We start from the raw sequence: 23,300 nt of genomic DNA, 5'->3' as shown, positions 1-23,300 counted from the left end.
GAACAGGATGCGTTTTCGGCGAACCCGTTTTTGCGAATGCCCTTTCTGCCGTTCCGCGCCGCTTTATTTGAAAACGCTTTCTGTTATACTCAACCATTTCCCTATGAATGCAAAGAAAAAACCCTTTAAGAATACTTAAAGGGAATACTATGTTATGCCCACACCTCGTCTAGCGTTTCTCTAAACAGCCGGTCAAGCTCCTGCGTCAGATCTTCATGATCTGTTTTATATGCTTTGGCAACCGTCTGAAGCCGCTCCAATTCACGATCAATAAATGCGTGGAGGATAGGGTTTTGAGGTTCAAGATTGAACTCCTCCCCTTTCTTTTTCCTCTCAAGCAGCTGTTGGATTTCCGTTTTCAGCGGTCCATCTTCCGTAAGTTCGTTAAGCAAAACCTGAAATTCAATCGGAGGAACCGTCCGGCGGCTTTCAATCCACTGACAAGCCAGAATTGGGCGGAGCACATAAAAATACTTTTTGATTTTCACTTCTTCCCGCTGCAGATAGTGGCGAAAATTCCCTGATGCCATATTGAGATAATGGTACATGCAGGAGACTGGAGAAAAGGCGCGGCTTTTCAGCTGCCTCATGTTTTCCGCCAGCGAATAGGCTTCATAATAAACCGTTCCCGAGGAAAGCCATTCGAGAAGCGGAGGGTTTGATTTCCTAAACAATCTTAACGCTTTTGTCAGCTCCCAACCGCTGATATCGAGAGAATCGTCAATCGGCAGTTCAATCACATCGCGCTTTGCATCAATTGACAGATACCAATCTTTTTGATGGACATAAATAAATCTGACATCGTAATCACTGTCCTGTGAGGGAAAGCCCCAGGCTCTGCTGCCCGATTCAACCGCATAGAGGATTTTAACACCGTATGTCGCTTCAATGTTTTTCAGTTCTTCTTGAATTCGCTGTTTCATAATAAGTGCACCGCCAGTTTATCGTTTCTATTATTTACATTATAGTGTCTGCTCAGGCATTAAGCGACTTTTTTGCGGTCGCAGAGCCAGAAAAGATCTTATCCAGAGAAGTGGCTGCCGTGTATCTTCGGCCTGCCCGTTTTTATGGCGGCGGGACGCCAAACGGTCAAACAAGACCGAAAGAGCCTATGATCAGACAAATCATTGGCTCAATATATTGACACAGCGATAGAAACAGCTTAATTAAACGTTTGTTTAAGATCAGCTAAGCCCCAGCATCTCCACAATGTAGTCGGCCGTTTCCTCGGCAGACCGGTGATCTGTTTCGACTTTCAAGTTGTGGAATGCATACATGCTCTTTCTCTCATTAAACAGCTGTTTCATTTCTTCGATTGAGCGGTTATGAAGAACCGGCCTGTTCTCAATCAAGAGATCCATCCGCTGCTTCCAACTCTCCCATGTTAAATCAAGAAAGATGACAAAGCAGTGTTCGAGACACTTCTTTCTGATGTCCTCCTGTTGGAAAGCGCCTCCCCCTAAAGATACGATGCTGCCCATTGTATGTTCGCACATCTGAAAAATATATTCTTTTTCAGTCTGTCTGAAAAACGCTTCCCCTTTTTGTTTAAACATCTCCGGAATAGTCATTTGAAAGTCATTTTCAATCTGCTGGTCGATATCGATAAAGTCGCGGTCTAATTTCTTTGACAGAAGCTGACCGATGGTTGTTTTCCCGACGCCCATAAACCCGATCAGCACGATATTCTTATCTCTCATTGCGGCATTCATTTCCAGCTTCTACTCCTCCTTGCATAAAGGAATCAAATATCTTAATTATATGGCAAATCCAGCTTGAATGATATAGGGTGCCTGTTAATAAAAAAAGAGGCTGAAGTCAGCCTCTTTTTTGCTATTTCCACCAGTCGTCAAACATTGAAGCAGGGACTTGGCGTTTGTGCTCGGATGCCTTATAGCGTTTTTCGATCGCCTCGGCCACCTCGCTGGAGACGGCTTTTCCTTCAAGGTAGTCGTCGATGTTATCATACGTCAGGCCGAGCTCTGTTTCATCGGATTGCTGAGGTTTTTCATCAAGCAAATCGGCGGTCGGAGACTTCGTATAAAGCCGCTCCGGCGCTCCCAGTTCTTCCAGCAGGCTTCTGCCCTGGCGCTTTGTCAATCCTGTTAGCGGCAAAAGGTCTGCCCCTCCGTCTCCGTATTTTGTGAAGAATCCGGTAACAGCTTCTGCAGCATGGTCTGTTCCGATCACCAGCAGCTGATTTTGACCCCCGATCGCATATTGGGCAATCATCCGGACTCTTGCTTTTACATTGCCTTTGTGAAAATCGGCAAGCGCCTCTCCCGTGACTGACTGATATTGATCAGCAAATGAGCCTACAGTTGAAGCAATGTCAAAAGCAAAAGACTTGTCAGGCTGGATAAATTTGAGCGCCAGCTGGGCGTCATCTTCATCCTGCTGAACGCCGTAAGGCAAGCGGACCGCAATAAATTCCGCCTGAACGCCTTCTTCTCTCAATTCTTCAACAGCCAGCTGGGCAAGCCTGCCCGCCAATGTGGAGTCCTGTCCTCCGCTGATGCCTAAAACAAAACCTTTGGCACCCGTTTTTTTCAAATAGCTTTTTAAAAAACCGACCCTTTTTTCAATTTCCTGTTTCGGTTCGATAGAAGGCTTTACATTCAGTTCCTGCATGATTTTTTCTTGTAAAGTCATCCGTCATTCCTCCTTTTGACTGAATGAACCGTAATGATTATGTCTTTAACTATAGCATATGTTTTATTTCAAAGTGAATATTGAGGTGCGCAGAGAGCCTTTCCTCCCTCTTTTCTTCGTGAATAAAAAAGGCGCCCCCTGGCAAAATAACAAGAAGATTTAGAGGGGTTGAAACGATGAAACGACAAGCGAAAAAAGGAGATTTAAAATGGTGGCAGCTCTCCATGATCGGAGTCGGCTGCACAATTGGAACGGGGTTTTTTCTCGGTTCAAGCATCGCGATTAAGAAAAGCGGCTTTTCCGTATTAGCCGCCTTTCTTCTTGCTGCCCTTGGCACTTTTCTCGTCTTTCAGCAGCTGGCGAAATTAACGGCGGATCATCCTGTTGAAGGGTCTTTTTGTTCTTATGCCAGGGAAGCCTTCGGCAATTGGGCGGGGTTTAGCAATGGCTGGGTCTACTGGTCATCGGAAATGCTGATTATCGGGAGTCAGTTGACGGCGATCTCCCTGTTTACACGCCATTGGTTTAACCAGGTTCCGCTGTGGGTGTTCGCCTCCATTTATGCGATTCTCGGGCTGATCGTCATTTTCACAGGGCGCAGCAGTTTTGAAAAAACGGAAAACATACTGGCCGTGTTGAAAACGGCGGCCATTTTAATGTTTATCATCATCGCTGTCTTGGCATTGTGCGGGCTGTTGCCAGGAAAAACGCCTGACGCGCAGTTCCCTGATCGGGTTCACGAATTGTTCCCTTTCGGCTTTATGGGATTATGGACGGGGTTGATTTACACATTTTACGCCTATGGAGGAATAGAAGTCATGGGTCTGATGGCGATTCACTTAAAAGATCCGAAAGATTCATCAAAATCAGGGAGCCTGATGCTCATAACCCTTGCTGTGATCTACGTCGCATCGATCGGGCTGGCCATGCTCCTAGTCCCCCACGGGGCATTTACCGAACAGAACAGCCCGTTTATTACGTCATTAAAAGACTTTCATCTCGATTTGATCATGGATATTTTCAATGGCATTTTTATTATCGCCGGTTTTTCAACGCTGACTGCTTCCCTGTTCGCTGTCACCACACTGATGGGAACAATGGCGAAAAATGGAGATGCACCGGCCTGCTTTGCGAAAAAAGAAAAGGCGAAAGTATCGTGGCCGGCACTCGGCCTGACGGTGCTCGTTCTCGCTGCTTCCATCGTTCTGTCGCTGCTTTTGCCGAAGCAGCTTTATGAACATATGACAACGGCCGCCAGCTTAATGCTGCTCTATAACTGGATGTTTATCCTGCTTTCCAGCAAAAAGCTCACAAAGCCAAAAATGAAAGGGAATGTCCAGATTATCACAGCGCTTGTCCTGATTTTATTTGCCGTTTCAGGTACGTTATTTGAAAAAAACAGTAGACCCGGCTTTTTTGTGAGCCTTCTGTTTCTTGCCGTTATTGCTGTTGTGACAATGCTGATGAAAAAAAGGTGGGCCCATCAGGAACAGAAAAACGGGCAGACATAATCAGCCTCCCGCCTTCAGCAGTTCGAGCATCCCCTGATAGCCGAAGTAACATCCGAAAAAAATTAGACTGATGCCCGCGAGCCAAGTCGTTGCTTGGATCATCCGCGGGCTTAAAAATGTTCTGAATGTCCCCGCAAGAAAAGACATGGCCAAGTCCCACAAAAAAAGTCCGATTAAAATGCCTGAACTGCATATTAGCAGCTGGTATGATTCGTACGTCTCTACCGTTTTCGCCAAAATGCTTCCGTAAATGCCGAGCCAGAACATGATGCTCAGCGGGTTTGAAAGGGAGATCACCAGCCCAGACAAGAAAGATTTGCGGTATGAACCTTTCTCTCCCGCACCTCTCATCAGCGATACTTCCTTCGCCTTGACCAGGCTCTCGATCCCCGTATAGGTCAAAACAAAAAAACCAAACAGCCATAAAAATGTTTTTAAAAATGGCGCTGTCAAAAATTGAGCGACTCCAAAATAGATCAAAGCCATATATAAGACATCCGCCGTCACAGCGCCAAGACCAAACAGCCAGGCATGAAAGAAGCCACCTTTCATCCCCCTGTCGATCTGCGCCGCATTCACAGGGCCGACAGGTGCGGCCAAAGACAAGCCCAAAAACACATAACTCAGGAAGATGTTTATCATATCTCGTCCCCCTTCCGCGGATAACTTGTACAATGTATTCAAAAAGAGGACATGATAGAACAAACAGATTAAAAAGCCTTTTCCCATTGCGGGAAAAGGCTCTTCTTTATATGCCAAGCTTTGAAAGTGCAAATGTCCAAATGCATATGATGAAAAGCAGGATCAAGCTATATTTAACGGTTTGGCTGAAAAGCTTTGATTCCTGCCCTGTCTCTTGGACCGCGGCTGTTGCAATCGCAATCGACTGCGGTGAGATCAGCTTGGCCATCACGCCTCCCGCGGTATTGGCGGCAAGCAGCAACGCTGAGCTTGTCCCGATTTGCGCTCCGGTGACAGCTTGCAGGTGGCCGAATAATGCATTGTTGCTGACGACTGAACCAGTGATAAACACGCCGATCCAGCCCAATACGGGACTGACGAACGGAAAAATATCCCCCGCTTTGGCAAGCGCCAGTCCGATGGTTGAACTCAATCCGGCATAATTGGCCAGGTTTGCAAAACCCATCACAAAGCAAATGGTCAGAACGGGAAGCCACAGTTCCTTGACCGTCTCTTTCAGGCTGGAAAGTCCTCCGCGGAAACTGATGTTTCGGCTCAGCACAATCGTGAAGATCACGGCGATCAGTATCGCCGTACCCGTCGCTGAAATGAAGTCAAGCTTCATCACGGCATCAAGCGGTGCCGGTTCCGGAGCGATTGGCGGCGTTTTCAGCACTTCCCGGTGAAGAAAAGGCATGTTGAATAAAATCGTCGATTGTTTCAGCCATCCGCCTTCCTGAAAAAGTCCTTTAAAACCGGGCAGGCTCCACACCGCAATGACGGCGGTCAAGATATAAAACGGAGACCAGGCTTTCATAATGTCTGCTGCATGATATTTTTCAGCGGGTTCATGTTCATTCCCGGTTTCTCTGTATATGTGGCGCGGCTGCCACTTTTTCAAAAACAGCGCCAGCGCTCCCATACTGATTAAAGCGGCCAAAATGTCCGCAAGTTCCGGCCCTAATCCAATCATCGTTATAGTCTGCACCGCCGTATAGCTTCCGCTTAATACAAGGAGAGCCGGCAGCGTTTCCCTTATTCCTTTAAACCCGTCCAGTATGAAAACGAGCAGGAACGGGACAAAGAAAGTGATGAACGGCAGCATCAAAGCGAGCGTTCTGGAAAGCTCAACCGGTGTCAAGCCTCCCATCTGTGCTCCTGTGATTACCGGAATTCCGATCGCTCCAAAGGCCCCGGATGCCGCATTCGCAATTAAACATAGAGATGCCGCTTTTAAAGGTTTAAAACCAAGCTCGACAAGAAGAACGGCACTGATCGCAATCGGCACGCCGAAGCCTGCCGCGCCTTCCAAAAAGGCGTTAAAACTGAACCCGATCAGCAATAACTGAAGCCGCTGGTCAGACGAAATCCCGGCAATGCTCGCTCTGATCACTTTAAACTTTCCGGTTTTGACAGAAATTTTGTAAAGCCATACAGCCATCAGGACAATATATCCGATCGGCCAAAGACCGTTTGCAATTCCAAGTAAAACGGCTGAGACAGCTTTCGCAGCCGGCATGTGAAAAAAGAAAACCGCTACAATAAAGCTGACCGCCAGCGTCAAAAATGACGCGATGATTCCTTTCATCTTCAGCACGGTCAATGCAAGGAGAAAGAAAAGAATCGGCAGAATGGCGGCAAAAGCGCTGATAAACAGATTCCCAAACGGATCGTATATCTGCTGCCACATTTTCATCATCTCGCAATCTTCATGATGTTAGTATCTTCATGATGTTCAGTTATGCCTGCAGTTCAAAATGCGGTTTTAAAATTGCTTTTAACACACCTGCGCTATGCTTGAATTGCTGTTTTTCCTTTTCATTCAGGTCGAGCTCAACAATTTCCCTCGCTCCGCATCGGCCGACAACCGCCGGAACTCCGATATAAACATCATTTTCCCCAAATTCGCCTTCAAGATGTGCGCTCACGGTTAAAATCGCTTCTTCATTGCGGTAAATCGCTTTCGTGATACGCGCGAGGCTCATGGCAACTCCGTAGTATGTCGCACCTTTTTTCTCGATAATGTGGTAAGCGGCGTTTTTGACATTGTCAAACAGTTCATCAAGATCTTCTGCTTTGTATTTCTCATTTCTTTTCAGCAAGTCGCTGACGGGAACTCCGCCAATATTCGCGTGGCTCCAGACAGGCAGCTCCGTATCTCCATGTTCACCAATGATGTAGCCGTGCGCATTGTGGGCAGCGACACCGAAATACTCGCTGAGCAAGTAACGGAAACGGGCTGTATCAAGTGTTGTACCGCTTCCGATCACGCGTTCTTTCGGAAGTCCGCTGAATTTCCAAGTCGCGTAAGTCAAGATGTCGACCGGGTTTGTAGCGACAAGGAAGATGCCGTCAAAACCGCTGGCCATGACTTCTCCGATAATTCCTTTGAAAATTCTCAGGTTTTTTTCGACAAGATCCAGACGGGTTTCACCCGGCTTTTGGTTTGCTCCGGCGCATACGCAGACAATGTCGGCGTCTTTGCAGTCCTCATATGTGCCGTACCATGTTTTCACAGGATGTGGGGCAAATGCTTTACCGTGGTTTAAATCCATGACATCGCCCATTGCTTTGTCTTTATTTAAATCAATGATCACAAGTTCGTCTGTGATACCTTGGTTAATTAACGTAAATGCATAACTGCTTCCAACAAAACCCGCACCGATCAAAACTGTACGGTTGACTTTTTGGTTTCTCATGACTCATCATTCCTTTGCCGTTTGTTTTAAAATCTAAGCTGTTTGTGAAACTCTTCACATTCATATTGTGCAATACTTCACATACTTTTTCAAGTGATATACATTTTTATTTATGTCTATTTTGTGTCTCTACATACTTCTTCCTTAAATTTGTACATTTTTTGGTAAAAATATGCCTTACAGCTAAAGAAAAATTGGTAAACGTGCTGCAAAAGACTGCTTTATCTGCAAGTGCATCAGGCCCATTCCAATCTAAGTTTCCCCTTTTCAACAGTCATAACACCTCAAATCTTCAGCAACATTCAATCATCGCCGGGTATAATGCCGTCCAAATTAACATTTTAAATATTCAATCTTTTAGTTTGTTAGTAAAGCTGACAAAAATACTGCCAACCCTATTCTATTTTGTCATGATAAATTCTAGAATCTATCGGATGGGGAGTGTTGCAATTGAAATTGGCGGATTTGAGGAAGAGCGGACACGCGCCTTCCTTGTTGTCATCTTTTTTATATTTCGATGTCAGCTTTATGATTTGGGTGTTGCTGGGGGCGCTTGGTGTTTATATTACGGCTGATTTTGATTTATCTCCATCACAGGTCGGATTGATTGTCGCCATACCTACTTTGGCCGGATCGTTTTTCCGGATTGTGCTCGGCATTTTAACCGACCGTTTCGGACCGAAAAAAACGGCTATTGGCGGAATGCTGGTGACGATGATTCCGCTGATATGGGGGTGGCAGTTCGGTTCATCGGTCGCCGAGCTGTATATCATCGGAATTTTACTCGGTGTGGCAGGCGCAAGCTTTTCCGCATCCCTGCCAATGGCGAGCCGCTGGTATCCGCCGCACTTGCAAGGCCTTGCCATGGGGATCGCCGGAGCGGGAAACAGCGGAACACTGCTCGCTACACTATTCGGCCCTCGCCTGGCGGAGCAAGTGGGCTGGAACGGCGTCATGGGATTGGCGCTGATTCCTCTGATACTCGTGTTATTCAGCTATTTCCTTATGGCAAAAGAACCTCCGAATCAGCCGGCGCCTAAACCGCTCAAAGACTATTTTGCTGTTTTCAAAGAAAGGGACACTTGGTATTTTTGCCTTCTCTACAGCGTAACATTCGGAGGTTTTGTCGGCTTGTCCAACTTTTTAAGCTACTTTTTTGCATCCCAGTATGCCGTTCCGGCGGTAAGGGCCGGCGAATTTGTCACGCTCGTCGTTGCATCGGGAAGCTGCCTCCGCCCTGTCGGCGGGTTGATTGCCGATAAAATCGGCGGCGTGCGTCTGCTGCAATTCCTCTTTATCGGGGTGGCTCTGTGCATGTTCTCAGTCAGTATGCTCCCGTCTCTTGGCGTTGTCACAGCCGCATTATTTATCGGCATGGGCTGCCTCGGGATGGGGAACGGCGCGATATTCCAGCTTGTACCGCAGCGATTTCAGCAAGAGATCGGGATGGTGACGGGAGTCGTGGGCGCTGCGGGGGGAATCGGCGGATTCTTCCTCCCGAATATTCTCGGAACGCTGAAGCAAATCACGGGTACGTATTCAAGCGGATTCCTCACCTTTACCGTTATCGCATTTTTGGCACTCGGACTGCTTTTGCTTGCTCAGGCCGGATGGAAAAAACAGTGGAAAACCGAGGAGAAATCAATTCGAATATAAAGGGAGCCGCTCGATTCTTTTCGAGCGGTTTTCTATTCCTGCTAGGACCGTGACGATTGGATGCTCGTGTGAATAGAAGCAGCGTATATCACCCTGATCCTCCCGATTGTTGAAATGAAGATTCAAGCACTTTTTTCGCGAATTCCAGCATCCCGCTATCGAGCGGGTAAAGCCCGTTTGGCTCTTCAGATTTGCGAACCTTCCAAAATCGATTGGCTAAATCCTCATGTCCCTTAAATGAGTGATCAAACAAGCACATGATATCCTCCGCGATTTTGCTGTTTTTCACAATCTTACTCGCATAATGCGGCGCGGGAAGCTGTTCAAAAGAGATTCGTCAAATTCGAATACCAGATATTCATCCATATCATGTTGTCCGTATAAAGCAGTATGCCGATGACGATCATCAGCGCGCCGCCGATTTTCATGAGCATATTCGAATATTTCATAAGCGGCCTGATGTTTCCGATAAAAAACGCCATGAGCAAAAAAGGAATGGCAAAACCTAGAGAATATGCGGTGATCATCATGAATGCGCTCCCAAAATCAGGGTTCTGAAAATTTGCATATGCGATCGTTCCGAATATAGGCCCGATGCACGGCGTCCAGCCCGCCGCAAAAACCATTCCGACAAGCATTGAATTCAACAAGCCTATTTTCCCTCTTCTAAACGAAAGGCGCCGCTCCTTCATCATGAAAGCCGGCCGGAAAACGCCGAGGAGGAACAGGCCCATGACGACGACAAATATTCCACCCAGCATGCGGATCAAGTTATGGTATTGCAAAAACAGCAGGCCAAACGAGCTGGCGGAGAAACCCAATATGTAAAAAATTACAGAAAAGCCGACCAAAAAAGCAGCCGCGTGAATCATCACCGATTGTTTGATGCGCTTTGCATCTCGGTCTTTCAAATCGCTGACCGAAATCCCGGTGATGTAGGAAATAAATGATGGATACAAAGGCAGGCAGCACGGAGAAATAAACGACAGGAAACCGCCGCCGAATGCCAGCCATAAAGCGGCCATACACTTCCATCCCCTTCATGTTTATATATTTTTTACCATGTGATTCTCTTTCTCTAGCATAACATAAAAAACCGCCTATCATGGCGGTGATTTTTTGTATATTTGAAGCCGTCGCCAGATCATCCGGCGGACGGCTTCTTCACTATCCTTTTTAACCGTTTAAAGCGGCTTTTTTCATATTGTCCTGAAGTTCCAATATGCGTTTTGCCCCTTCTTCGCGCAGGCGTTTGTTCTCATCTTCAATCTGCTTCGTCTCCTGCATGCCTTTGACAATCGTATTCCAAGACTGTTCGATCGTTTCAATATCGATGCTCGGCCTTCCGGACATTCTCGCGATTTCAACGGACTGGCTCGAAATATTTTCCGCGTTTCGCTTCAGCATTTCGTTGGTGCGGCGGTCGAGTTCGCTCATTGAATCGGCGACAAGCTTTTGGCGCTTGGCGGTCACGGCCTGGATGATGCCGTTTTTGAAAATCGGAATCGTAATGATGAATGCCGAGTTGATTTTTCCGATCAGCTTTGTGTTTCCGCGCTGAAGCAGGCGGATTTGCGGCGCGGTTTGAATCGCAACCATCCGCGCCATATCGAGATCATACACCCGTTCTTCCAGCGCTTGAATGCCATTTCGAAGCGTATCAAGCTCCATCTGTGCCATTTGGTTACCGCTGGCCGCTTTCGCTTCATATTCAGGGATGAGCTGCTGCAATTCTTCTATTTTCATCTGGCCGGCTACGACGTATTTCTCCAGCTCCACATAGTAATTGAGGTTGCTTTCATACATTTCATCAAGCGTCACGGTCGATTTTGTCATTTCATCTTTATATTTCGAAATTTCGACGTTGATTTTTTCGATTTCACCGCCGAGCGTTTGATATTTTTTAAATATTTTCTCGATCATGCTGTTGCCGCGCTTAAATAACTTGGAAAGCAGGCCTTTCTGTTCTTCAAAGTCATTCTTGTCAAAGCGGTCCATGATTTTTCCGAGCTGCGTCAACATCGCACCTGAATCTGTCACACTGTTTGTTCTCATCATAGAGAGAATACGGTCTGAGAACTTGGATATTTCAAGAGCGGGCTCTTTTCCGAATTCTAAAAGCTCCACTTGGTTTTTCACGTCAATTTGCCGTGTCAGAGCTTGCACATCGGGCTCCCGGCGGAGTTTGGCACGGATGTCTTCCGCTTTTTCAATCGTGATCTCTTCCTCTTTACTGATATTGACGATGCTTGTTTCATTTGGATTTGCCATCAGAGTGGCTCCCTCCTTAAAAGATTTTATTGATGAACTTCCGGACGATTGACGGCTCTTTAAACTCCTGGTTGAAGGACATGTCATCAAGCCAATGGATATCGAAATGCTGTCCATCGATATAGCGGTCAATACACTTATAGCCCGGCGGATTATAGATGATGATATCGATGCCGATTTCATTTAACAAAAGCAAGGCGGCCGCGTCTGAACGGGTGAGTGTTCCCGTCTGTTCAGTGTGGTACAAGATCAGCTTCGGCACTGTCTGTGAATAGTCAAATGTCTGAATCATATTCAAAAGCGCTGCCGGAAGCTGTACCGCCTGGGTGAACAAATACAGCTGCACATCGGCTGATTTTTCATTGTTCAAGGCCAGCATCTTCGGGCTTTTGCACAGCCTGGAAACCGCTTGAGCAATGCCGCGCTGCACTCCCTCAGGCAAATGCTTGTAGCGCCATATATTGCTCTCCATTAATCGGCCCGGATCGATCGCCCCCGTTTGATCAAGCGCATGGCTGTAATGGAATTGATAATTGGACGTCTCTTCCTTTGTAAACGGGAAGCGTCGGATCGTATGCGACTCCTTATACTCCGTCAGCGTCTGCAGACGGTCCCAGTACTCTTTTTCATTGCCGGAGACGCCCATGACCATCGCGAATAAGTTCGGAATGTTGACCGTTGATTGAGACGCTTGAAAATCGGGTCTGATAAAGGCGCGTTCCTTCGCAATTAAAAACAGTTCATCATATGTGGTCTTCAAAGTCACGGAGACCGGGGTATGCTCCCTGAACTGCCAAGGTTTGTACATGAGCGAATCCTCATTGTGCAGAACAGTATCCAGCTCCTTCGCGGAACGGTACGCCACCGTTGATTTTCGCTGAGGCTTTTCAGTCGGGAACGGCTCTAATGCAGACGTGCCCGGGTATGTGAAAACAAAAGAAAGCTTTTGCTCAGGATCAAGCTGGCGAAATTCGTCTTTTCCCTCCGGATGAAACAGCAGCACATCACATCCGACAAGCATCAAATAGTATAAAAAATACCGTTGGCTCTTTGTGGTGTCCCCATACCAAACCACTTTCGGCATCGCATTTTCGCAGTCGGCTTCTTTCAGCCACTTCTCCAAATGATTGCCCATCCATTTGACAAGGTCGAGGAGGACCCGGCGAAACTCCGGATCGTTCAATCCTTTTTCATGAAAGGACTGAAACATCTGCAGCACTTCGATAAGCGCCTTCCTTAAATGGCGGTGCATCGCGGCGTCAGGGTGCTTAGGAATGAGCTGCTCCCCGTCGAGAAAAGCGGCAAACCGATTGACGGAAAGCCCTTTTTCTCTCTGATTGACCATATGGATGCGCTGTATGGCCTGAAACCTTTCCGGAGAAATGGTCTTATCAAGCGTCTCGCTTAACACATGCACATCACCGGACTCATACAGCTCATGGAGATATATGTAGTAATCCGTTTCATCGTGCGGCGTTCCGAGAATCCGTCCCGCCAGACGGCTTATCATCAGATGTCCGTTTTTTTCATACGGGGTTCTCTCCGGCAGCGGCTTCTTGATGATCTGCTTCCATTCATCATCATTGACCAGGGCGTTTTGAATATTAATCTCTTGATTCATAGCGCTCAGCCGTCTCCCCTTTCTTCTGAGTCAGTGTCACTTTTCCGTCCAAATACGGCACACATGCCCGCTCTTGTTACGGCATAGGTTGTCCCGAACTTTCGGATTGTTCCTGCAGGAAAATCATGCGCTCTCTTTCGGAGCGTAGACGAATCAATCCCCCACTCTTCACAAGCCTGCTGGGAACTGAGAATCTCGCTGCTCGTGAGATCGACTATTTTCATCATGGCTGTTCATCCTAAACATTCATTTGTTTTCTCCTGAGAATATTCACAATATATGATGCCGTCTGCGGCTCTTATTTTTGAGACCGGAGTGATGGTGCGGCATTTATACAGCAAAGGCGCTTTGCCCATTTCTCAACACCCGGCCCGGCCTAACTTCCGAACGATCCAAGATTTGAAAGCGGTTTGGACGCTCTAAGTATGTCTGTATAGCTGCGGTTTTCATGATATACACCGTAGATTTCAGCCTTTAATAATATTTTTTTGGCCCAGCTGAGGTACGGCTTGATTTCGATCATTTTATTTGAAAAAGAGCTTTTCACAACGCCTCGGGTGCCGTCGGCACTTTCGACGATGCTCAGGGCATCCAGATAATCTTCCATTGAGATAACGTGCAGGCTTTGGACCGCTTTTATTTGTGACGGATGAATCACGCTCTTGCCGTGAATGCCGTTGGCCAGATCAAGAAGCGTTTCATTGATCAATCCGTCTATATACCGATTGATCACAAGCGAAGATTCCCCCGCATCAGCCCAATTCGGCCCAAAAGTCTGAACTGTTCGCGAAGCATCTTCAAAGTACTCCCAGACAGGCCCCGAAATCACAAATTGCAAGCCGAAATAATTGACGATATCTTTGATGAAATCAGAGATGACCAAAACGTCATAAATCGGCGTTTCCGGTTTTCTTCTTATCCCATACAGACCGCACAAATCAGTCGCGCCGATCCTAATATTCAGAACGATATCTTGATAAAAGCCCAGCGTTGATTTTAATTCTTGAAGCGCCTTTGCCCTCGTTTCCATTGCCAGCAGGTCGGGTGTCTCAAAGATCGGCATTCCGTACAGCACAATGCCGGATTCTTGCGACAATTTCGTTAAAGTATCAAGATAGTGCTCCGCATTCAGCATCGAAAACTTCGGAAATACGAATCCGGTAAACAAGTGAAGCGCGCGGCCGAGCTTGTTGCCCAATTCGAGCATTTGCTCAGGTTCCCGCACCCGGATAAACATCAGCGGCAGCACATCGCCGCTGATGTTCTGCAGTTTTTGCGCCTGGTAAATCATGTCGGCCTGACTGACAAGATTGTTTTCAGCCTGGAGAACCTCACAATCGCCGATCGAATCTTCAAGGCAAAAAACGACCGAGCACAGCTCAGGATACTTGTTATTGATCATGACATCTGCTATATCTTTTCGGTTCCCCGGAACATAAAGCGCAGCTCCAAGCGCATGCTCCAGAATGTGCTTCGGAGAGTCTTTAGTAACCGAACCCGGCAGTTTGAAAAAGACATCTTCTTTTTGAGAGGCGGATAAAAAATCAAAGTATTGCATATGGGTCACCTTCTTTGAATAAGAATCATACACCCCTTTGATGTAAAAAAGGGCGGAGCAGATATACTCCCCCCTTTATGTTTTGCAGTTTGTTATTCTTCCTTTGACGCCGCCGTTTGCTCTTTCACAGCTTTTTGCTTGTTCATATAGTGAATGATGAATGTCACGGCAAAAGCGATAATCAGAATGATAAAGAAGACGCTGTGCGGCATTTCAATATGCCATACACTCGCAGCCATTTTCAGTGCGATGATCCCGATTAAAACAAAGGCCGTTGCTTCAAGTTCAGGCACTTTGTCAATCAGCGTCAGGAAGAATTTCGCAACGGTTCTCATCATTAAGATGCCGAGCATGCCGCCGATCAGAAGCACCCATACCTTTTCAGATACGGCAAATGCCGCCAGGATGCTGTCCACCGAAAATGCGAGGTCCATGAGTTCTACCGAAATGACAGTCGCCCAGAAGACCCCGAAAACGCGTACCATCCAGCTGTCTTTTTTGATGGCGTTTGATTCATCATCGCCCTCACCGATGAAGAAGTGCTTGATGACGAGCCATGCCAGATATGCGGCTCCGAGCAGTTTGATCCACCAGAATTTAATCAGGATCATACCAAGTCCAATGAATAGAAACCTAAAGAAGTAGGCTCCGATTAAACCGTACGTCAACGCTTTTTTGCGCTGTTTTTCCGGTAGGTGCTTTACCATGACGGCGAGAACGAGAGCGTTATCCGCCGATAAAAGCCCTTCCAGCACGACCAGCGAGCCGATCAGCCCCCAGGAAACGGGGTCCGTTAATACTTCCACCCACATTTCCCAATCGAAAAATGAGGCGTAAACTGACATAATATGATGAAATAAATCCACTTTGGTTACCTCCTAATGATGAAAAAGCAAGACTGAACCACGCAAACGTGATTCAGCCGGCAAAACTAGACTTGCAGGCCGTAGTTGCGGCAAAGCGATGCCAATCCGCCGGAAAATCCGCTGCCGATCGCATTGAATTTCCAATCGGCTCCGTGACGGTACAATTCGCAAACAACAACCGCTGTCTCAATCGAAAAATCCTCTCCCAAGTCAAAGCGAAGCAGCTCCTCATTTGTTGATTCATCAACGAGCCGGACAAACGCATTTGAGACTTGTCCAAAGTTTTGGCTGCGGCTTTCCGCCTCGTGAATCGTCACCGTGATGCCGATCTTTTCAACATGGTCGGGTATTTTTGAGAAATCGACGATGATTTGCTCGTCATCGCCTTCACCTTCTCCTGTCCGGTTGTCACCCGTATGAATCACGGCGCCGCTCGGATGCTCGAGGTTGTTGTAAAAGACGAAGTCGCGTTCATTGATGCAACGATCGTTCTGATCGACAAGAAAAGCCGACGCATCCAAATCAAAATCGGCGCCGCCAGTATATTTGTTTGTATCCCAGCCTAAACCGATCAGCGCTTTCGTCAAACCGGGGTTCGTTTTCGTTAAATCGATCCTTTGCCCTTTAGATAATTGAATCGCCATCGATAGGACCTCCTTTAAGAAATGTCAGGCACCGGACAAACGGACGCCAGGGCGGCGACTGCTGTCCAATCGTCAAAATCAGCCGACCTGCAGGCCGAAATCGGTGGCGATCCTCGCCAGCCCGCCTTGATAGCCTGAGCCGATCGCTGAGAATTTCCATTCTTCTCCGTGACGGTACAGCTCTCCCGTGATCAGCGCTGTTTCAATCGAGAAATCTTCACCCAGATCATAGCGGATTAACTCTTCATTCGAGTCTTCATTGATCACGCGAACATAAGCATTTGACACCTGTCCAAAGTTTTGGCGGCGCGCTTCCGCTTCATGAATCGTAATCACAAAAGAAATCTTTTGAATGTCGGCAGGCACTGCATTCAAATTGATTTTTACCTGCTCATCGTCTCCTTCGCCTTCACCTGTTCGATTATCGCCTGTATGTATGACAGCTCCGCCTGCGCCTTCGGTCTGATTATAGAAAATAAAGTCCTTTTCAGAAGCGCATTTGCCTTCTGCATTGAGCAGAAACACGCTCGCATCCAGGTCAAAATCAGCGCCGCCGTCATATTGATTGACGTCCCAGCCAAGGCCCACGACGACTTTCGACAATCCGGGATTTGTTTTTGTTAAATCGATCTTTTGTCCTTTCGCTAATGAAATTGCCATGTTATCTCCCCATTTCTTTTATGAATGTCAGGCGTAGCGTTTGACGATTTCCGTAATGCTCGTATCGTTTGTGCCTTCTCCGACAGCGGTGAATTTCCACTCGGCGCCGTCACGGTAAATCTCGCCCGCGATCAGGCTTGTCCGTCCAGAATAATCGTCCCGCAGATTGTATTTGACCATCTCCACGCGATCGTTCATATTGACGATGCGTATGAAGGCATTTTCAATCATTCCGAAATGCTGGCTTCGTTTCACGCAATCGTATATATTCACGACAAAGACAAGCTTATGAATATGCGAAGGAACTTTTTGCAAATCTACGATGATTTGTTCATCATCTCCGCTGCCTTCCCCTGTCAGATTATCTCCGGTATGTTCGATGCTGCCGCATCTGCTCTTCAAGTTTCCGAAATAAATGACGTTCTTGTTCTCTGTGACTCTTCCGTTTTCCAGCATCAGCACGGATGCGTCACAGTCAATATTCGGGGCTCCTCCTCCAAACAGCTTTCCAAAAAAACCGCCGCTTCCGGATGCTACCGGGTCCCAGCCGAGACCGACCAAAATCTTCGAAAGCCCCGCTTTCCCTTTTGTTAAATCAATCCGCTGACCTTTCTCTAAAGAAATAGCCAAACTGTTCACTCCTCCGTTGAATCATGACTTTCAAGATCACAGTGCTGGATGAGAATAAGAGTTTGATAGATCCAATTATCACGCCAGCGTGATTCATATCTTCACAACTACAAGACCAATGAATCATTATTTAACCTGCTTAACTATATATACGGAAAGATTCAGGGGAAAGTTTCGCGGTTTTTCAATATTTTTTTATCATCTTTTCATCCTGGCCAAAAGAGAGACGACAATAGTAGCGATTGCACGAAGTCATCGTGTTTGGTATAGTATATCTAAAAGATATATATCAAAAAGATACAGAAGGCGGTATGTATGACAAAAAGAAATCACACGACTTACGCTCTCCTTGGATTGATTACGGCCGGCTACCAGACGGGTTACGAAATGAAACGAATGATCGACCAAAGTTTGAATCATTTTTGGAAAATCAGCTACGGCCAAATTTATCCCGCGCTGCGCCAATTAACAGAAGCAGGCTGGGTCGCTGCATCTCCGACGCTCTCGGACAAAAAGCCGGACAGAAAAGAGTACCTGATTACCGATGAAGGTCAAAAAGCGCTGCATAGCTGGCTTGAAGAACCGATCAATGGCATCGCCTCAGAAAAAAACGAATTTTTGCTGAAGCTGTTTTTCAGCAAGGAAGAAGAGCGGGAGAAAACCGCTTTGAAAGTCAAGGAGTACCAACGAAAGCTTGAAGAACGGCTTGAGGCATATCAAGCAATCGAGCAGTCAATTCTTTCATGCAGCTCCCATTCAAAGGACAGAGAGTACTGGCTTTTCACTTTGGATTATGGAAAACGCACCACCTCGGCCGGAATTGAATGGTGTGAAGCCACAATCAACCGGCTGAATGGAAAGGAAGGGACCAATGGGTAAAACGATCATCAACAAGCCTTTTACTGCCGCCCCTGAAGATGAAGTCGTTGTATTTGTGATCGGGATGAGAATAAACAAGTGGCATGCTGTTCATAAATGGTGGCCGGTTTTTACCGCCATGGCCCCTATGATAAAAGAGCTTCATCAAAACAAAGACCTCGGCTTTCTGGCAACGGAATCATCCATCAATTTCAGGACGATTTTTCTCATTCAATATTGGCGTTCTTTCGAAGATTTGACAGCATATGCAAAGGCTGATAAACATATGGCGGCTTGGCGCCGTTTTTATCAGAAAACTGCCGCATCAGGAGCCGTTGGCATCTATCATGAAACGTATACAGTTCCAAAAGGGCGCTATGAGGCTTTTTACCATAACATGCCGTTGTTCGGCTTGGCAAAAGCGTACGGACATCAACCTGTCACCAGCAGAATCAAAACCGCTGAGCAGCGAATGCGGGGATCAGATATAGCGGGGAAATAAGCAGAAAGGAGCCTTATCGGTTACCCGATAGGCCCCTTTTCTGCTTAAAAAGCTCCTGCCCCGTCGCCTCCGCCCGCTCCGGGACCGCCCGCATCATATGCCCCGGCGTGCTCCTGCGAAGACGGCAGCTGCCAGCTGTAAAACGGATAATGCAAACAGCCTGCTGCGGCCATACCCAGGACAGGGGAAGCGTAATCAAGCCTGCTTGCTGATTGATTAAACCATCCTGCAGATTCATCCTCAACTTCAAGCACAATTGCATAGATCATCGTCTTTTCGTTTTGAGACAGGCTTCTCCCTGAAAACAAATCTTCTTTTCTCAGATGGTTTCTCCAAGAAAGAATCGATCTTCGGCAGATGGAAGCGTACCTGCTCTCTTTTACGGCCGGAATGAAGGCAATCAATAAGATAGACAGCCCGACGCATATGCCGTAATACAAAATGGTATGGATGCTGTCGATAAACACAGATGCTAAAAACAAGCCGGCCAAAAACAAAATCGTATACAGCTTTGATTTTGCAAGAACAATGCCCGCCGACAGTGCAAAGCCAAATATGACGCAAGCCGCCATGAATCCGGCCTGATGCACCACGTCTGCATACAGGATAAAGAGCAGGAGTCCGGTATGGACCGAAAGCAGTGAAAGCGACAGCATTCTCAGCCAGCGGTTTTCTTGAAACAGCTCCTTGAATTCAGGCGCTTGTCTGACACTTTCCGTCCATTTTTGAACCACGTTTTGAAGAATGATCCTCTTTCGTTCATATTTGCCCAGCTGTTCCTTATGCTTGCATTCTTCCTCAGTCGGCCCGCTGAGGGAATCCAGCCTGAACATATAGGTATCGCTGCCCGTTTGCTCAAAAAGTTTTTCAATTAAGAGCTGATCAGGCTTTGGCAAATCCGCCTTGCTCCCGGAAAATTCGAATTGGTATGTGTCATCAGGCGCCTCAGGATCGTCAAGAAACCTTTCTTCCGCCTGTACCTTCCGCATAGTGACCAATCCCCGTTGATAAAGCGAAAGCATGCCGGCCAGGAGATCACGGTCTGTGAAACGGCCTTTTTTGTAAAGAAAAGCGACAAGTACAGGATCTAAGGACTCGAGTTCTGCAAACGAAAGCATGGCACGGCGTCTCTTCTTCAAAAACGAAAGCATGACAGCCATGATGACCATGAACCCGACAATCCCCGAAAATATCCAAATCATCCTGTCTGCGCCGGCAATCCGTTCATCCCGATCGGCGTAGCGTTTCGCCTCGTCTTTCTCCTCCTTCAGCAGCTCATCCTTTGTCTGATAAGAAGGGTGCCGGACCGCCTCTTTCAAGGCGCTCTGCGGAAAATATATCCTCAGTTCCGAGCCCGTGCCTGCGCGATAGAGTCCTGTCTCGTAGATGACTGATGAATCGTTCACCTTCGTAATCTTTCCGTTTCCTTTTTCACGCAAAAACGCATGAATATCACGTGCCTTTACCGAATCAGGCAGATGCACTTCAATCTTTACCCGGCCGAAATCCGTATTTGCCTTTTGGTAAAATGAATGAATCAAAATCGACGTGTCTTCAAACTTTTGGGCGGCATCTTCGATCACATAGCGAAACATCACTTTTTTTGTTTCATCCTTTGATGCCGAATAAGCATAATAAGTCCCGTCTTCTTTCTTTGTCTTCAACGGGATGGCTTGATCGCCTTTTTTTTGATGATTGGGAAGCAGATAGGCTTTAAAATTCTTCAAGCGGCTCGCGGTTTCTTCGCTGAACGATCTTGTCGCCCCTTCGAAAGAGCCTTTAAAATCGTATGTGTAAACTTCCTCTACGCTTAAATTACCGTTTTCTTTTACTGTCGCGCGTATATCAGCCCGCTCGATCGAAAAGGATTTGCCTGCTTCAGAAAAGCCTGTGACGAGAAAAAAGGCAATGAACATAAAAAAGAAAAAGGAGTGCTTCATCGTTTAGTAAATCCTTTCGTTTTTTGTATCTGCCTTATATACGGAAAAGCAAGGAAATTGTTTCAGCGGTTCACAGAAATGACAGAGATGACAATTTTATTATAAAAGCACATCTACGGTCTGCCGCACAAGCCATAAAAGAAAATATGCATCATTTCCTCTGTAAACTGTCTGTTTTTTTCAAAGGCTTCACCCAGAGTTTTTGAATGTTCAATGATCATATTCATAAAGATGAGAAAGCTTTCCGCGGTGATCTTGGGAGAGATTTCGCCTGACCGATGACCTTTTTCAATCATTTGGAGCATAAGGGGAATGATTTTTTCATCGTATTGCCGCTTTACATAATCCATTATTTCACTGTCTTCGATCATCACCTCTTTGACGACCGTTAGAGCAAATTTTTGATTATTGGCTTCCCTTTTCTGCAAAATCATCAATTCGATCTTTTCTTTAACGGAAATATCTTTGTTCATATATTCTTCAAAATCGCTGATGGACTGATCGATATAGTCTTTGAAAACCTCTTTCAGGAGCGCTTCTTTGCTTCCAAAGTAATTATAGATCGTCACCTGCGAAACATTTGCCGCTTTTGCGATATCGGTTATCCGGATGCGCTTTGGCTCCCATGTTTTGAGCATATCCAAAGCCGTCTTTTTGATTTTCTCTTTAATCAGCAAAGCCCTTTTTTCAAATCCGTTCATATAACCATCCTTACATATCTTTCTTAATGAAATTATAACATAAAAATATTTCACTAATTCCGTTGACAAAAAAGTTCATAAGAACGTAAAATTAGTTTTGTAATTATTAATCACTATTATTTCATAATTTTCATTTTGGAGGTGTCACATGCTGACAGTTGAACGTCTTACGAAAAAGTTTTCCAATGGCAAAGGTATATTTGATGTTTCATTTCATGTTCAAAAAGGTGAAGTGTTTGGATTTTTAGGTCCAAACGGAGCTGGAAAATCAACAACCATTCGACATATCATGGGGTTTATGAAGCCTGATCAAGGCGATATCAAAGTAAACGGAATGAACATCCGGAATCATCAAGGCGACATTCAGCGGCATATCGGCTATCTTCCCGGAGAGATTGCATTTATCGAAGGAATGACGGGAAAACAATTTCTCGATTTCATGGCAAACATGCACGGTTTAAAAGATACAGCTAAGCGCAATGAACTCATCGAACGGCTCCAATTCGATGTTCATACGCCGATCAGAAAAATGTCGAAAGGAATGAAGCAAAAAGTCGGGATTGTCGCTGCCTTTATGCACAGCCCTGAAGTCATCATTCTTGATGAACCGACCTCAGGCCTCGATCCGCTGATGCAAAAAGTGTTTATTGAAATCGTGCTCGAAGAAAAAGCGAGAGGAACGACGTTTTTAATGTCTTCCCACAGCTTTCCTGAAATCGAACGAACCTGTGACAGAGCCGCCATTATAAAAGACGGCATCATCATTGCCGTCAAAGATATCCATGAACTGCAGTCGATGCAGCGAAAGGTATTCGAAGTTACATTTGAAAACAAGGGCGACATTCCCGCCTTCATGAATTCGGGTCTGCAAATCGAATCCCGGACGGACAATCGTGTCAAAGTGGCCGTTTTAGGGAACCATGATCAATTTATTAAAGAAACCGCCAAATATCACATTCGGCACATTGATTCTTCTTCACAAAGCCTGGAAGAGATTTTCATGAACTACTATGACAGAAAGGGGACAGTGAAATGAACTTCTCCCTGTACAAACAAATGATGAGAACAAACATGAAAGGAATCATAAGCTACGGGGCAGGCTCCGCTTTCTATATTCTTTTGATACTGGGCATTTATCCAAGCATCGCGGGCAATGCGGAGGATATTGAGAAAATGATCAAATCGATGCCGGAAGGCTTTCTCAATGCTTTTGGGTTTGAAAACGGACTGGGGAATCTTGAAGATTTTATGTCTGGAGAGTATTACGGTTTAATCTTTATCGTGATTTTGTCGATCTTCTCTGTCATGCTGTCGACTAAGCTTTTGGCAAAGCTCGTGGATCAAGGGTCAATGGCCTATATTCTGTCTGCGCCGACAACGCGCGGCAAAGTGGCTTTCACCCAAGCAGCCGTTTTAACGACAGGTCTTTTGATCATTATGGCCGTGACGACAGCGGCCGGGCTGGCTGGCTACCATTTGATGCTGGGCGGTGATTACGATTTTAATGTGTCAAGGTTTCTCGTTCTGAACTTGCTCGGCTTTCTGCTCTTCTTTGCCGTCGGCGGCATCTCGTTCCTCTTTTCGGCCATTTCAAATGACGAAAAAAGAGCCCTCGGACTTTCCGGAGGCATCACGTTTTTATTCTTCAGCTTCGACTTGCTCGGCAAACTAAGCGAAAAGACGGAATGGATGAGGAGCCTGTCGGTTTTCTCTTTATTCAGACCTGGCGATATTGTAAACGGGAGCGCCGATATCGCCCAAGTGTCTCTTGTTCTCGCCGCGGTCGGTTTTGCCGCCTTCGCACTCAGCATTCTCATCTTTAAAAAGCGCGACTTGCCGCTGTAATATAA

The 23,300-nt window shown here is 46.4% G+C and carries 24 protein-coding genes; 6 read left to right on the top strand and 18 right to left on the bottom strand.

Annotated features, from left to right (window positions below):
- Window positions 1–152: 152 nt before the first annotated feature.
- The 3 genes from MKZ04_RS18970 to nadE all read right to left on the bottom strand — a co-directional run bounded on the left by MKZ04_RS18970 (window position 153) and on the right by nadE (window position 2,652).
- The gene (locus MKZ04_RS18970; protein WP_020450079.1) at window positions 153–923 is read right to left on the bottom strand and encodes a nucleotidyltransferase domain-containing protein; all 771 of its coding nucleotides are present in this window, start codon (window positions 921–923) and stop codon (window positions 153–155) included.
- Window positions 924–1,184: 261 nt separating this feature from the next.
- Window positions 1,185–1,712: a shikimate kinase gene (locus MKZ04_RS18965; protein WP_020450078.1), complete on the bottom strand. Its 528-nt coding sequence runs from the start codon at window positions 1,710–1,712 to the stop codon at window positions 1,185–1,187.
- A gap of 121 nt (window positions 1,713–1,833) precedes the next feature.
- Window positions 1,834–2,652: an ammonia-dependent NAD(+) synthetase gene (gene nadE / locus MKZ04_RS18960; RefSeq protein WP_020450077.1), complete on the bottom strand. Its 819-nt coding sequence runs from the start codon at window positions 2,650–2,652 to the stop codon at window positions 1,834–1,836.
- A 176-nt stretch (window positions 2,653–2,828) separates the two neighbouring features.
- On the opposite strand from nadE, the gene MKZ04_RS18955 reads away from it, so the two are divergent.
- On the top strand, window positions 2,829–4,163 hold the full coding sequence (locus MKZ04_RS18955) for an amino acid permease (protein ID WP_023855683.1): 1,335 nt from the start codon (window positions 2,829–2,831) through the stop codon (window positions 4,161–4,163).
- On the opposite strand, the gene MKZ04_RS18950 is transcribed toward MKZ04_RS18955, so the two are convergent.
- The 3 genes from MKZ04_RS18950 to MKZ04_RS18940 form a co-directional block, all read right to left on the bottom strand.
- Complete coding sequence (locus MKZ04_RS18950; RefSeq protein ID WP_341047183.1) at window positions 4,164–4,802, bottom strand: LysE family translocator; 639 nt, start codon at window positions 4,800–4,802, stop codon at window positions 4,164–4,166. It abuts the gene before it with no gap.
- A 109-nt stretch (window positions 4,803–4,911) separates the two neighbouring features.
- Window positions 4,912–6,534: an L-lactate permease gene (locus tag MKZ04_RS18945; protein WP_023857807.1), complete on the bottom strand. Its 1,623-nt coding sequence runs from the start codon at window positions 6,532–6,534 to the stop codon at window positions 4,912–4,914.
- A 49-nt stretch (window positions 6,535–6,583) separates the two neighbouring features.
- On the bottom strand, window positions 6,584–7,543 hold the full coding sequence (locus tag MKZ04_RS18940) for an L-lactate dehydrogenase (protein ID WP_020450073.1): 960 nt from the start codon (window positions 7,541–7,543) through the stop codon (window positions 6,584–6,586).
- Between the two features lie 450 nt (window positions 7,544–7,993).
- Between MKZ04_RS18940 and MKZ04_RS18935 the strand changes: the two genes are divergently transcribed.
- Window positions 7,994–9,199: a nitrate/nitrite transporter gene (locus MKZ04_RS18935; RefSeq protein WP_023857806.1), complete on the top strand. Its 1,206-nt coding sequence runs from the start codon at window positions 7,994–7,996 to the stop codon at window positions 9,197–9,199.
- A gap of 88 nt (window positions 9,200–9,287) precedes the next feature.
- Here the strand turns inward: MKZ04_RS18935 and MKZ04_RS18930 are convergent, their stop codons facing one another.
- The 10 genes from MKZ04_RS18930 to MKZ04_RS18885 form a co-directional block, all read right to left on the bottom strand.
- Entirely contained in the window at window positions 9,288–9,458 is a 171-nt protein-coding gene (locus MKZ04_RS18930; RefSeq protein ID WP_020450071.1) for a hypothetical protein, read from the bottom strand.
- Window positions 9,459–9,522: 64 nt separating this feature from the next.
- On the bottom strand, window positions 9,523–10,224 hold the full coding sequence (locus MKZ04_RS18925) for a cytochrome c biogenesis CcdA family protein (protein ID WP_026580495.1): 702 nt from the start codon (window positions 10,222–10,224) through the stop codon (window positions 9,523–9,525).
- Between the two features lie 151 nt (window positions 10,225–10,375).
- A complete protein-coding gene (locus tag MKZ04_RS18920) occupies window positions 10,376–11,470 on the bottom strand; it encodes a toxic anion resistance protein (protein ID WP_020450069.1) in 1,095 nt (364 codons plus the stop codon).
- A 16-nt stretch (window positions 11,471–11,486) separates the two neighbouring features.
- Window positions 11,487–13,091, bottom strand: coding sequence for a YceG family protein (locus MKZ04_RS18915; RefSeq protein ID WP_043054041.1), 1,605 nt, complete (start codon window positions 13,089–13,091; stop codon window positions 11,487–11,489).
- A 5-nt stretch (window positions 13,092–13,096) separates the two neighbouring features.
- Window positions 13,097–13,318 carry a helix-turn-helix domain-containing protein gene (locus tag MKZ04_RS18910; RefSeq protein WP_003178729.1) on the bottom strand — a complete coding sequence of 74 codons (222 nt, stop codon included), beginning with the start codon at window positions 13,316–13,318 and terminating at the stop codon, window positions 13,097–13,099.
- Between the two features lie 149 nt (window positions 13,319–13,467).
- A complete protein-coding gene (locus MKZ04_RS18905) occupies window positions 13,468–14,649 on the bottom strand; it encodes an HpcH/HpaI aldolase/citrate lyase family protein (protein ID WP_020450067.1) in 1,182 nt (393 codons plus the stop codon).
- Between the two features lie 92 nt (window positions 14,650–14,741).
- A complete protein-coding gene (locus MKZ04_RS18900) occupies window positions 14,742–15,515 on the bottom strand; it encodes a TerC family protein (protein ID WP_020450066.1) in 774 nt (257 codons plus the stop codon).
- Window positions 15,516–15,580: 65 nt separating this feature from the next.
- On the bottom strand, window positions 15,581–16,159 hold the full coding sequence (locus MKZ04_RS18895; protein WP_020450065.1) for a TerD family protein: 579 nt from the start codon (window positions 16,157–16,159) through the stop codon (window positions 15,581–15,583).
- Between the two features lie 78 nt (window positions 16,160–16,237).
- Window positions 16,238–16,819 carry a TerD family protein gene (locus tag MKZ04_RS18890; RefSeq protein ID WP_020450064.1) on the bottom strand — a complete coding sequence of 194 codons (582 nt, stop codon included), beginning with the start codon at window positions 16,817–16,819 and terminating at the stop codon, window positions 16,238–16,240.
- 27 nt (window positions 16,820–16,846) lie between these two features.
- A complete protein-coding gene (locus MKZ04_RS18885; RefSeq protein WP_020450063.1) occupies window positions 16,847–17,449 on the bottom strand; it encodes a TerD family protein in 603 nt (200 codons plus the stop codon).
- A 315-nt stretch (window positions 17,450–17,764) separates the two neighbouring features.
- Between MKZ04_RS18885 and MKZ04_RS18880 the strand changes: the two genes are divergently transcribed.
- Window positions 17,765–18,328 (top strand): PadR family transcriptional regulator, encoded by a 564-nt coding sequence (locus MKZ04_RS18880; RefSeq protein WP_025810795.1) that lies wholly within the window; start codon window positions 17,765–17,767, stop codon window positions 18,326–18,328.
- Window positions 18,321–18,809: a DUF4188 domain-containing protein gene (locus MKZ04_RS18875; protein ID WP_023857802.1), complete on the top strand. Its 489-nt coding sequence runs from the start codon at window positions 18,321–18,323 to the stop codon at window positions 18,807–18,809. Before MKZ04_RS18880 ends, MKZ04_RS18875 begins: the two co-directional genes overlap by 8 nt.
- 44 nt (window positions 18,810–18,853) lie before the next feature.
- Here MKZ04_RS18875 and MKZ04_RS18870 read toward each other — a convergent pair whose 3' ends face one another.
- Both MKZ04_RS18870 and MKZ04_RS18865 read right to left on the bottom strand, forming a co-directional pair.
- The gene (locus MKZ04_RS18870) at window positions 18,854–20,749 is read right to left on the bottom strand and encodes a DUF2207 domain-containing protein (RefSeq protein ID WP_026580492.1); all 1,896 of its coding nucleotides are present in this window, start codon (window positions 20,747–20,749) and stop codon (window positions 18,854–18,856) included.
- A gap of 113 nt (window positions 20,750–20,862) precedes the next feature.
- Entirely contained in the window at window positions 20,863–21,450 is a 588-nt protein-coding gene (locus MKZ04_RS18865; RefSeq protein ID WP_023857800.1) for a TetR/AcrR family transcriptional regulator, read from the bottom strand.
- Between the two features lie 148 nt (window positions 21,451–21,598).
- Here MKZ04_RS18865 and MKZ04_RS18860 point away from each other — a divergent pair, with 148 nt between their 5' ends.
- Window positions 21,599–22,486 (top strand): ABC transporter ATP-binding protein, encoded by an 888-nt coding sequence (locus MKZ04_RS18860; protein ID WP_026580491.1) that lies wholly within the window; start codon window positions 21,599–21,601, stop codon window positions 22,484–22,486.
- Window positions 22,483–23,295: an ABC transporter permease subunit gene (locus MKZ04_RS18855; RefSeq protein WP_023857798.1), complete on the top strand. Its 813-nt coding sequence runs from the start codon at window positions 22,483–22,485 to the stop codon at window positions 23,293–23,295. The genes MKZ04_RS18860 and MKZ04_RS18855 overlap by 4 nt, the downstream gene beginning before the upstream one ends.
- Window positions 23,296–23,300: the final 5 nt, after the last annotated feature.

This window comes from Bacillus sp. FSL W7-1354, assembly GCF_038002405.1.
GTDB classification, from domain to species: domain Bacteria; phylum Bacillota; class Bacilli; order Bacillales; family Bacillaceae; genus Bacillus; species Bacillus paralicheniformis.
The sequence above is the reverse complement of the archived record's forward strand: the minus strand, read 5'-3'. Positions and strand labels throughout refer to the sequence as shown.

Coding starts and splice junctions, on each gene's coding strand:
- MKZ04_RS18970 (WP_020450079.1), bottom strand. CDS start 923: ATGAAACAGCGAATTCAAGAAGAACTGAAAAACATTGAAGCGACATAC.
- MKZ04_RS18965 (WP_020450078.1), bottom strand. CDS start 1,712: ATGAATGCCGCAATGAGAGATAAGAATATCGTGCTGATCGGGTTTATG.
- nadE (WP_020450077.1), bottom strand. CDS start 2,652: ATGACTTTACAAGAAAAAATCATGCAGGAACTGAATGTAAAGCCTTCT.
- MKZ04_RS18955 (WP_023855683.1), top strand. CDS start 2,829: ATGAAACGACAAGCGAAAAAAGGAGATTTAAAATGGTGGCAGCTCTCC.
- MKZ04_RS18945 (WP_023857807.1), bottom strand. CDS start 6,534: ATGTGGCAGCAGATATACGATCCGTTTGGGAATCTGTTTATCAGCGCT.
- MKZ04_RS18940 (WP_020450073.1), bottom strand. CDS start 7,543: ATGAGAAACCAAAAAGTCAACCGTACAGTTTTGATCGGTGCGGGTTTT.
- MKZ04_RS18930 (WP_020450071.1), bottom strand. CDS start 9,458: ATGTGCTTGTTTGATCACTCATTTAAGGGACATGAGGATTTAGCCAAT.
- MKZ04_RS18925 (WP_026580495.1), bottom strand. CDS start 10,224: ATGGCCGCTTTATGGCTGGCATTCGGCGGCGGTTTCCTGTCGTTTATT.
- MKZ04_RS18920 (WP_020450069.1), bottom strand. CDS start 11,470: ATGGCAAATCCAAATGAAACAAGCATCGTCAATATCAGTAAAGAGGAA.
- MKZ04_RS18915 (WP_043054041.1), bottom strand. CDS start 13,091: ATGAATCAAGAGATTAATATTCAAAACGCCCTGGTCAATGATGATGAA.
- MKZ04_RS18910 (WP_003178729.1), bottom strand. CDS start 13,318: ATGATGAAAATAGTCGATCTCACGAGCAGCGAGATTCTCAGTTCCCAG.
- MKZ04_RS18905 (WP_020450067.1), bottom strand. CDS start 14,649: ATGCAATACTTTGATTTTTTATCCGCCTCTCAAAAAGAAGATGTCTTT.
- MKZ04_RS18895 (WP_020450065.1), bottom strand. CDS start 16,159: ATGGCGATTCAATTATCTAAAGGGCAAAGGATCGATTTAACGAAAACG.
- MKZ04_RS18890 (WP_020450064.1), bottom strand. CDS start 16,819: ATGGCAATTTCATTAGCGAAAGGACAAAAGATCGATTTAACAAAAACA.
- MKZ04_RS18880 (WP_025810795.1), top strand. CDS start 17,765: ATGACAAAAAGAAATCACACGACTTACGCTCTCCTTGGATTGATTACG.
- MKZ04_RS18875 (WP_023857802.1), top strand. CDS start 18,321: ATGGGTAAAACGATCATCAACAAGCCTTTTACTGCCGCCCCTGAAGAT.
- MKZ04_RS18870 (WP_026580492.1), bottom strand. CDS start 20,749: ATGAAGCACTCCTTTTTCTTTTTTATGTTCATTGCCTTTTTTCTCGTC.
- MKZ04_RS18865 (WP_023857800.1), bottom strand. CDS start 21,450: ATGAACGGATTTGAAAAAAGGGCTTTGCTGATTAAAGAGAAAATCAAA.
- MKZ04_RS18860 (WP_026580491.1), top strand. CDS start 21,599: ATGCTGACAGTTGAACGTCTTACGAAAAAGTTTTCCAATGGCAAAGGT.
- MKZ04_RS18855 (WP_023857798.1), top strand. CDS start 22,483: ATGAACTTCTCCCTGTACAAACAAATGATGAGAACAAACATGAAAGGA.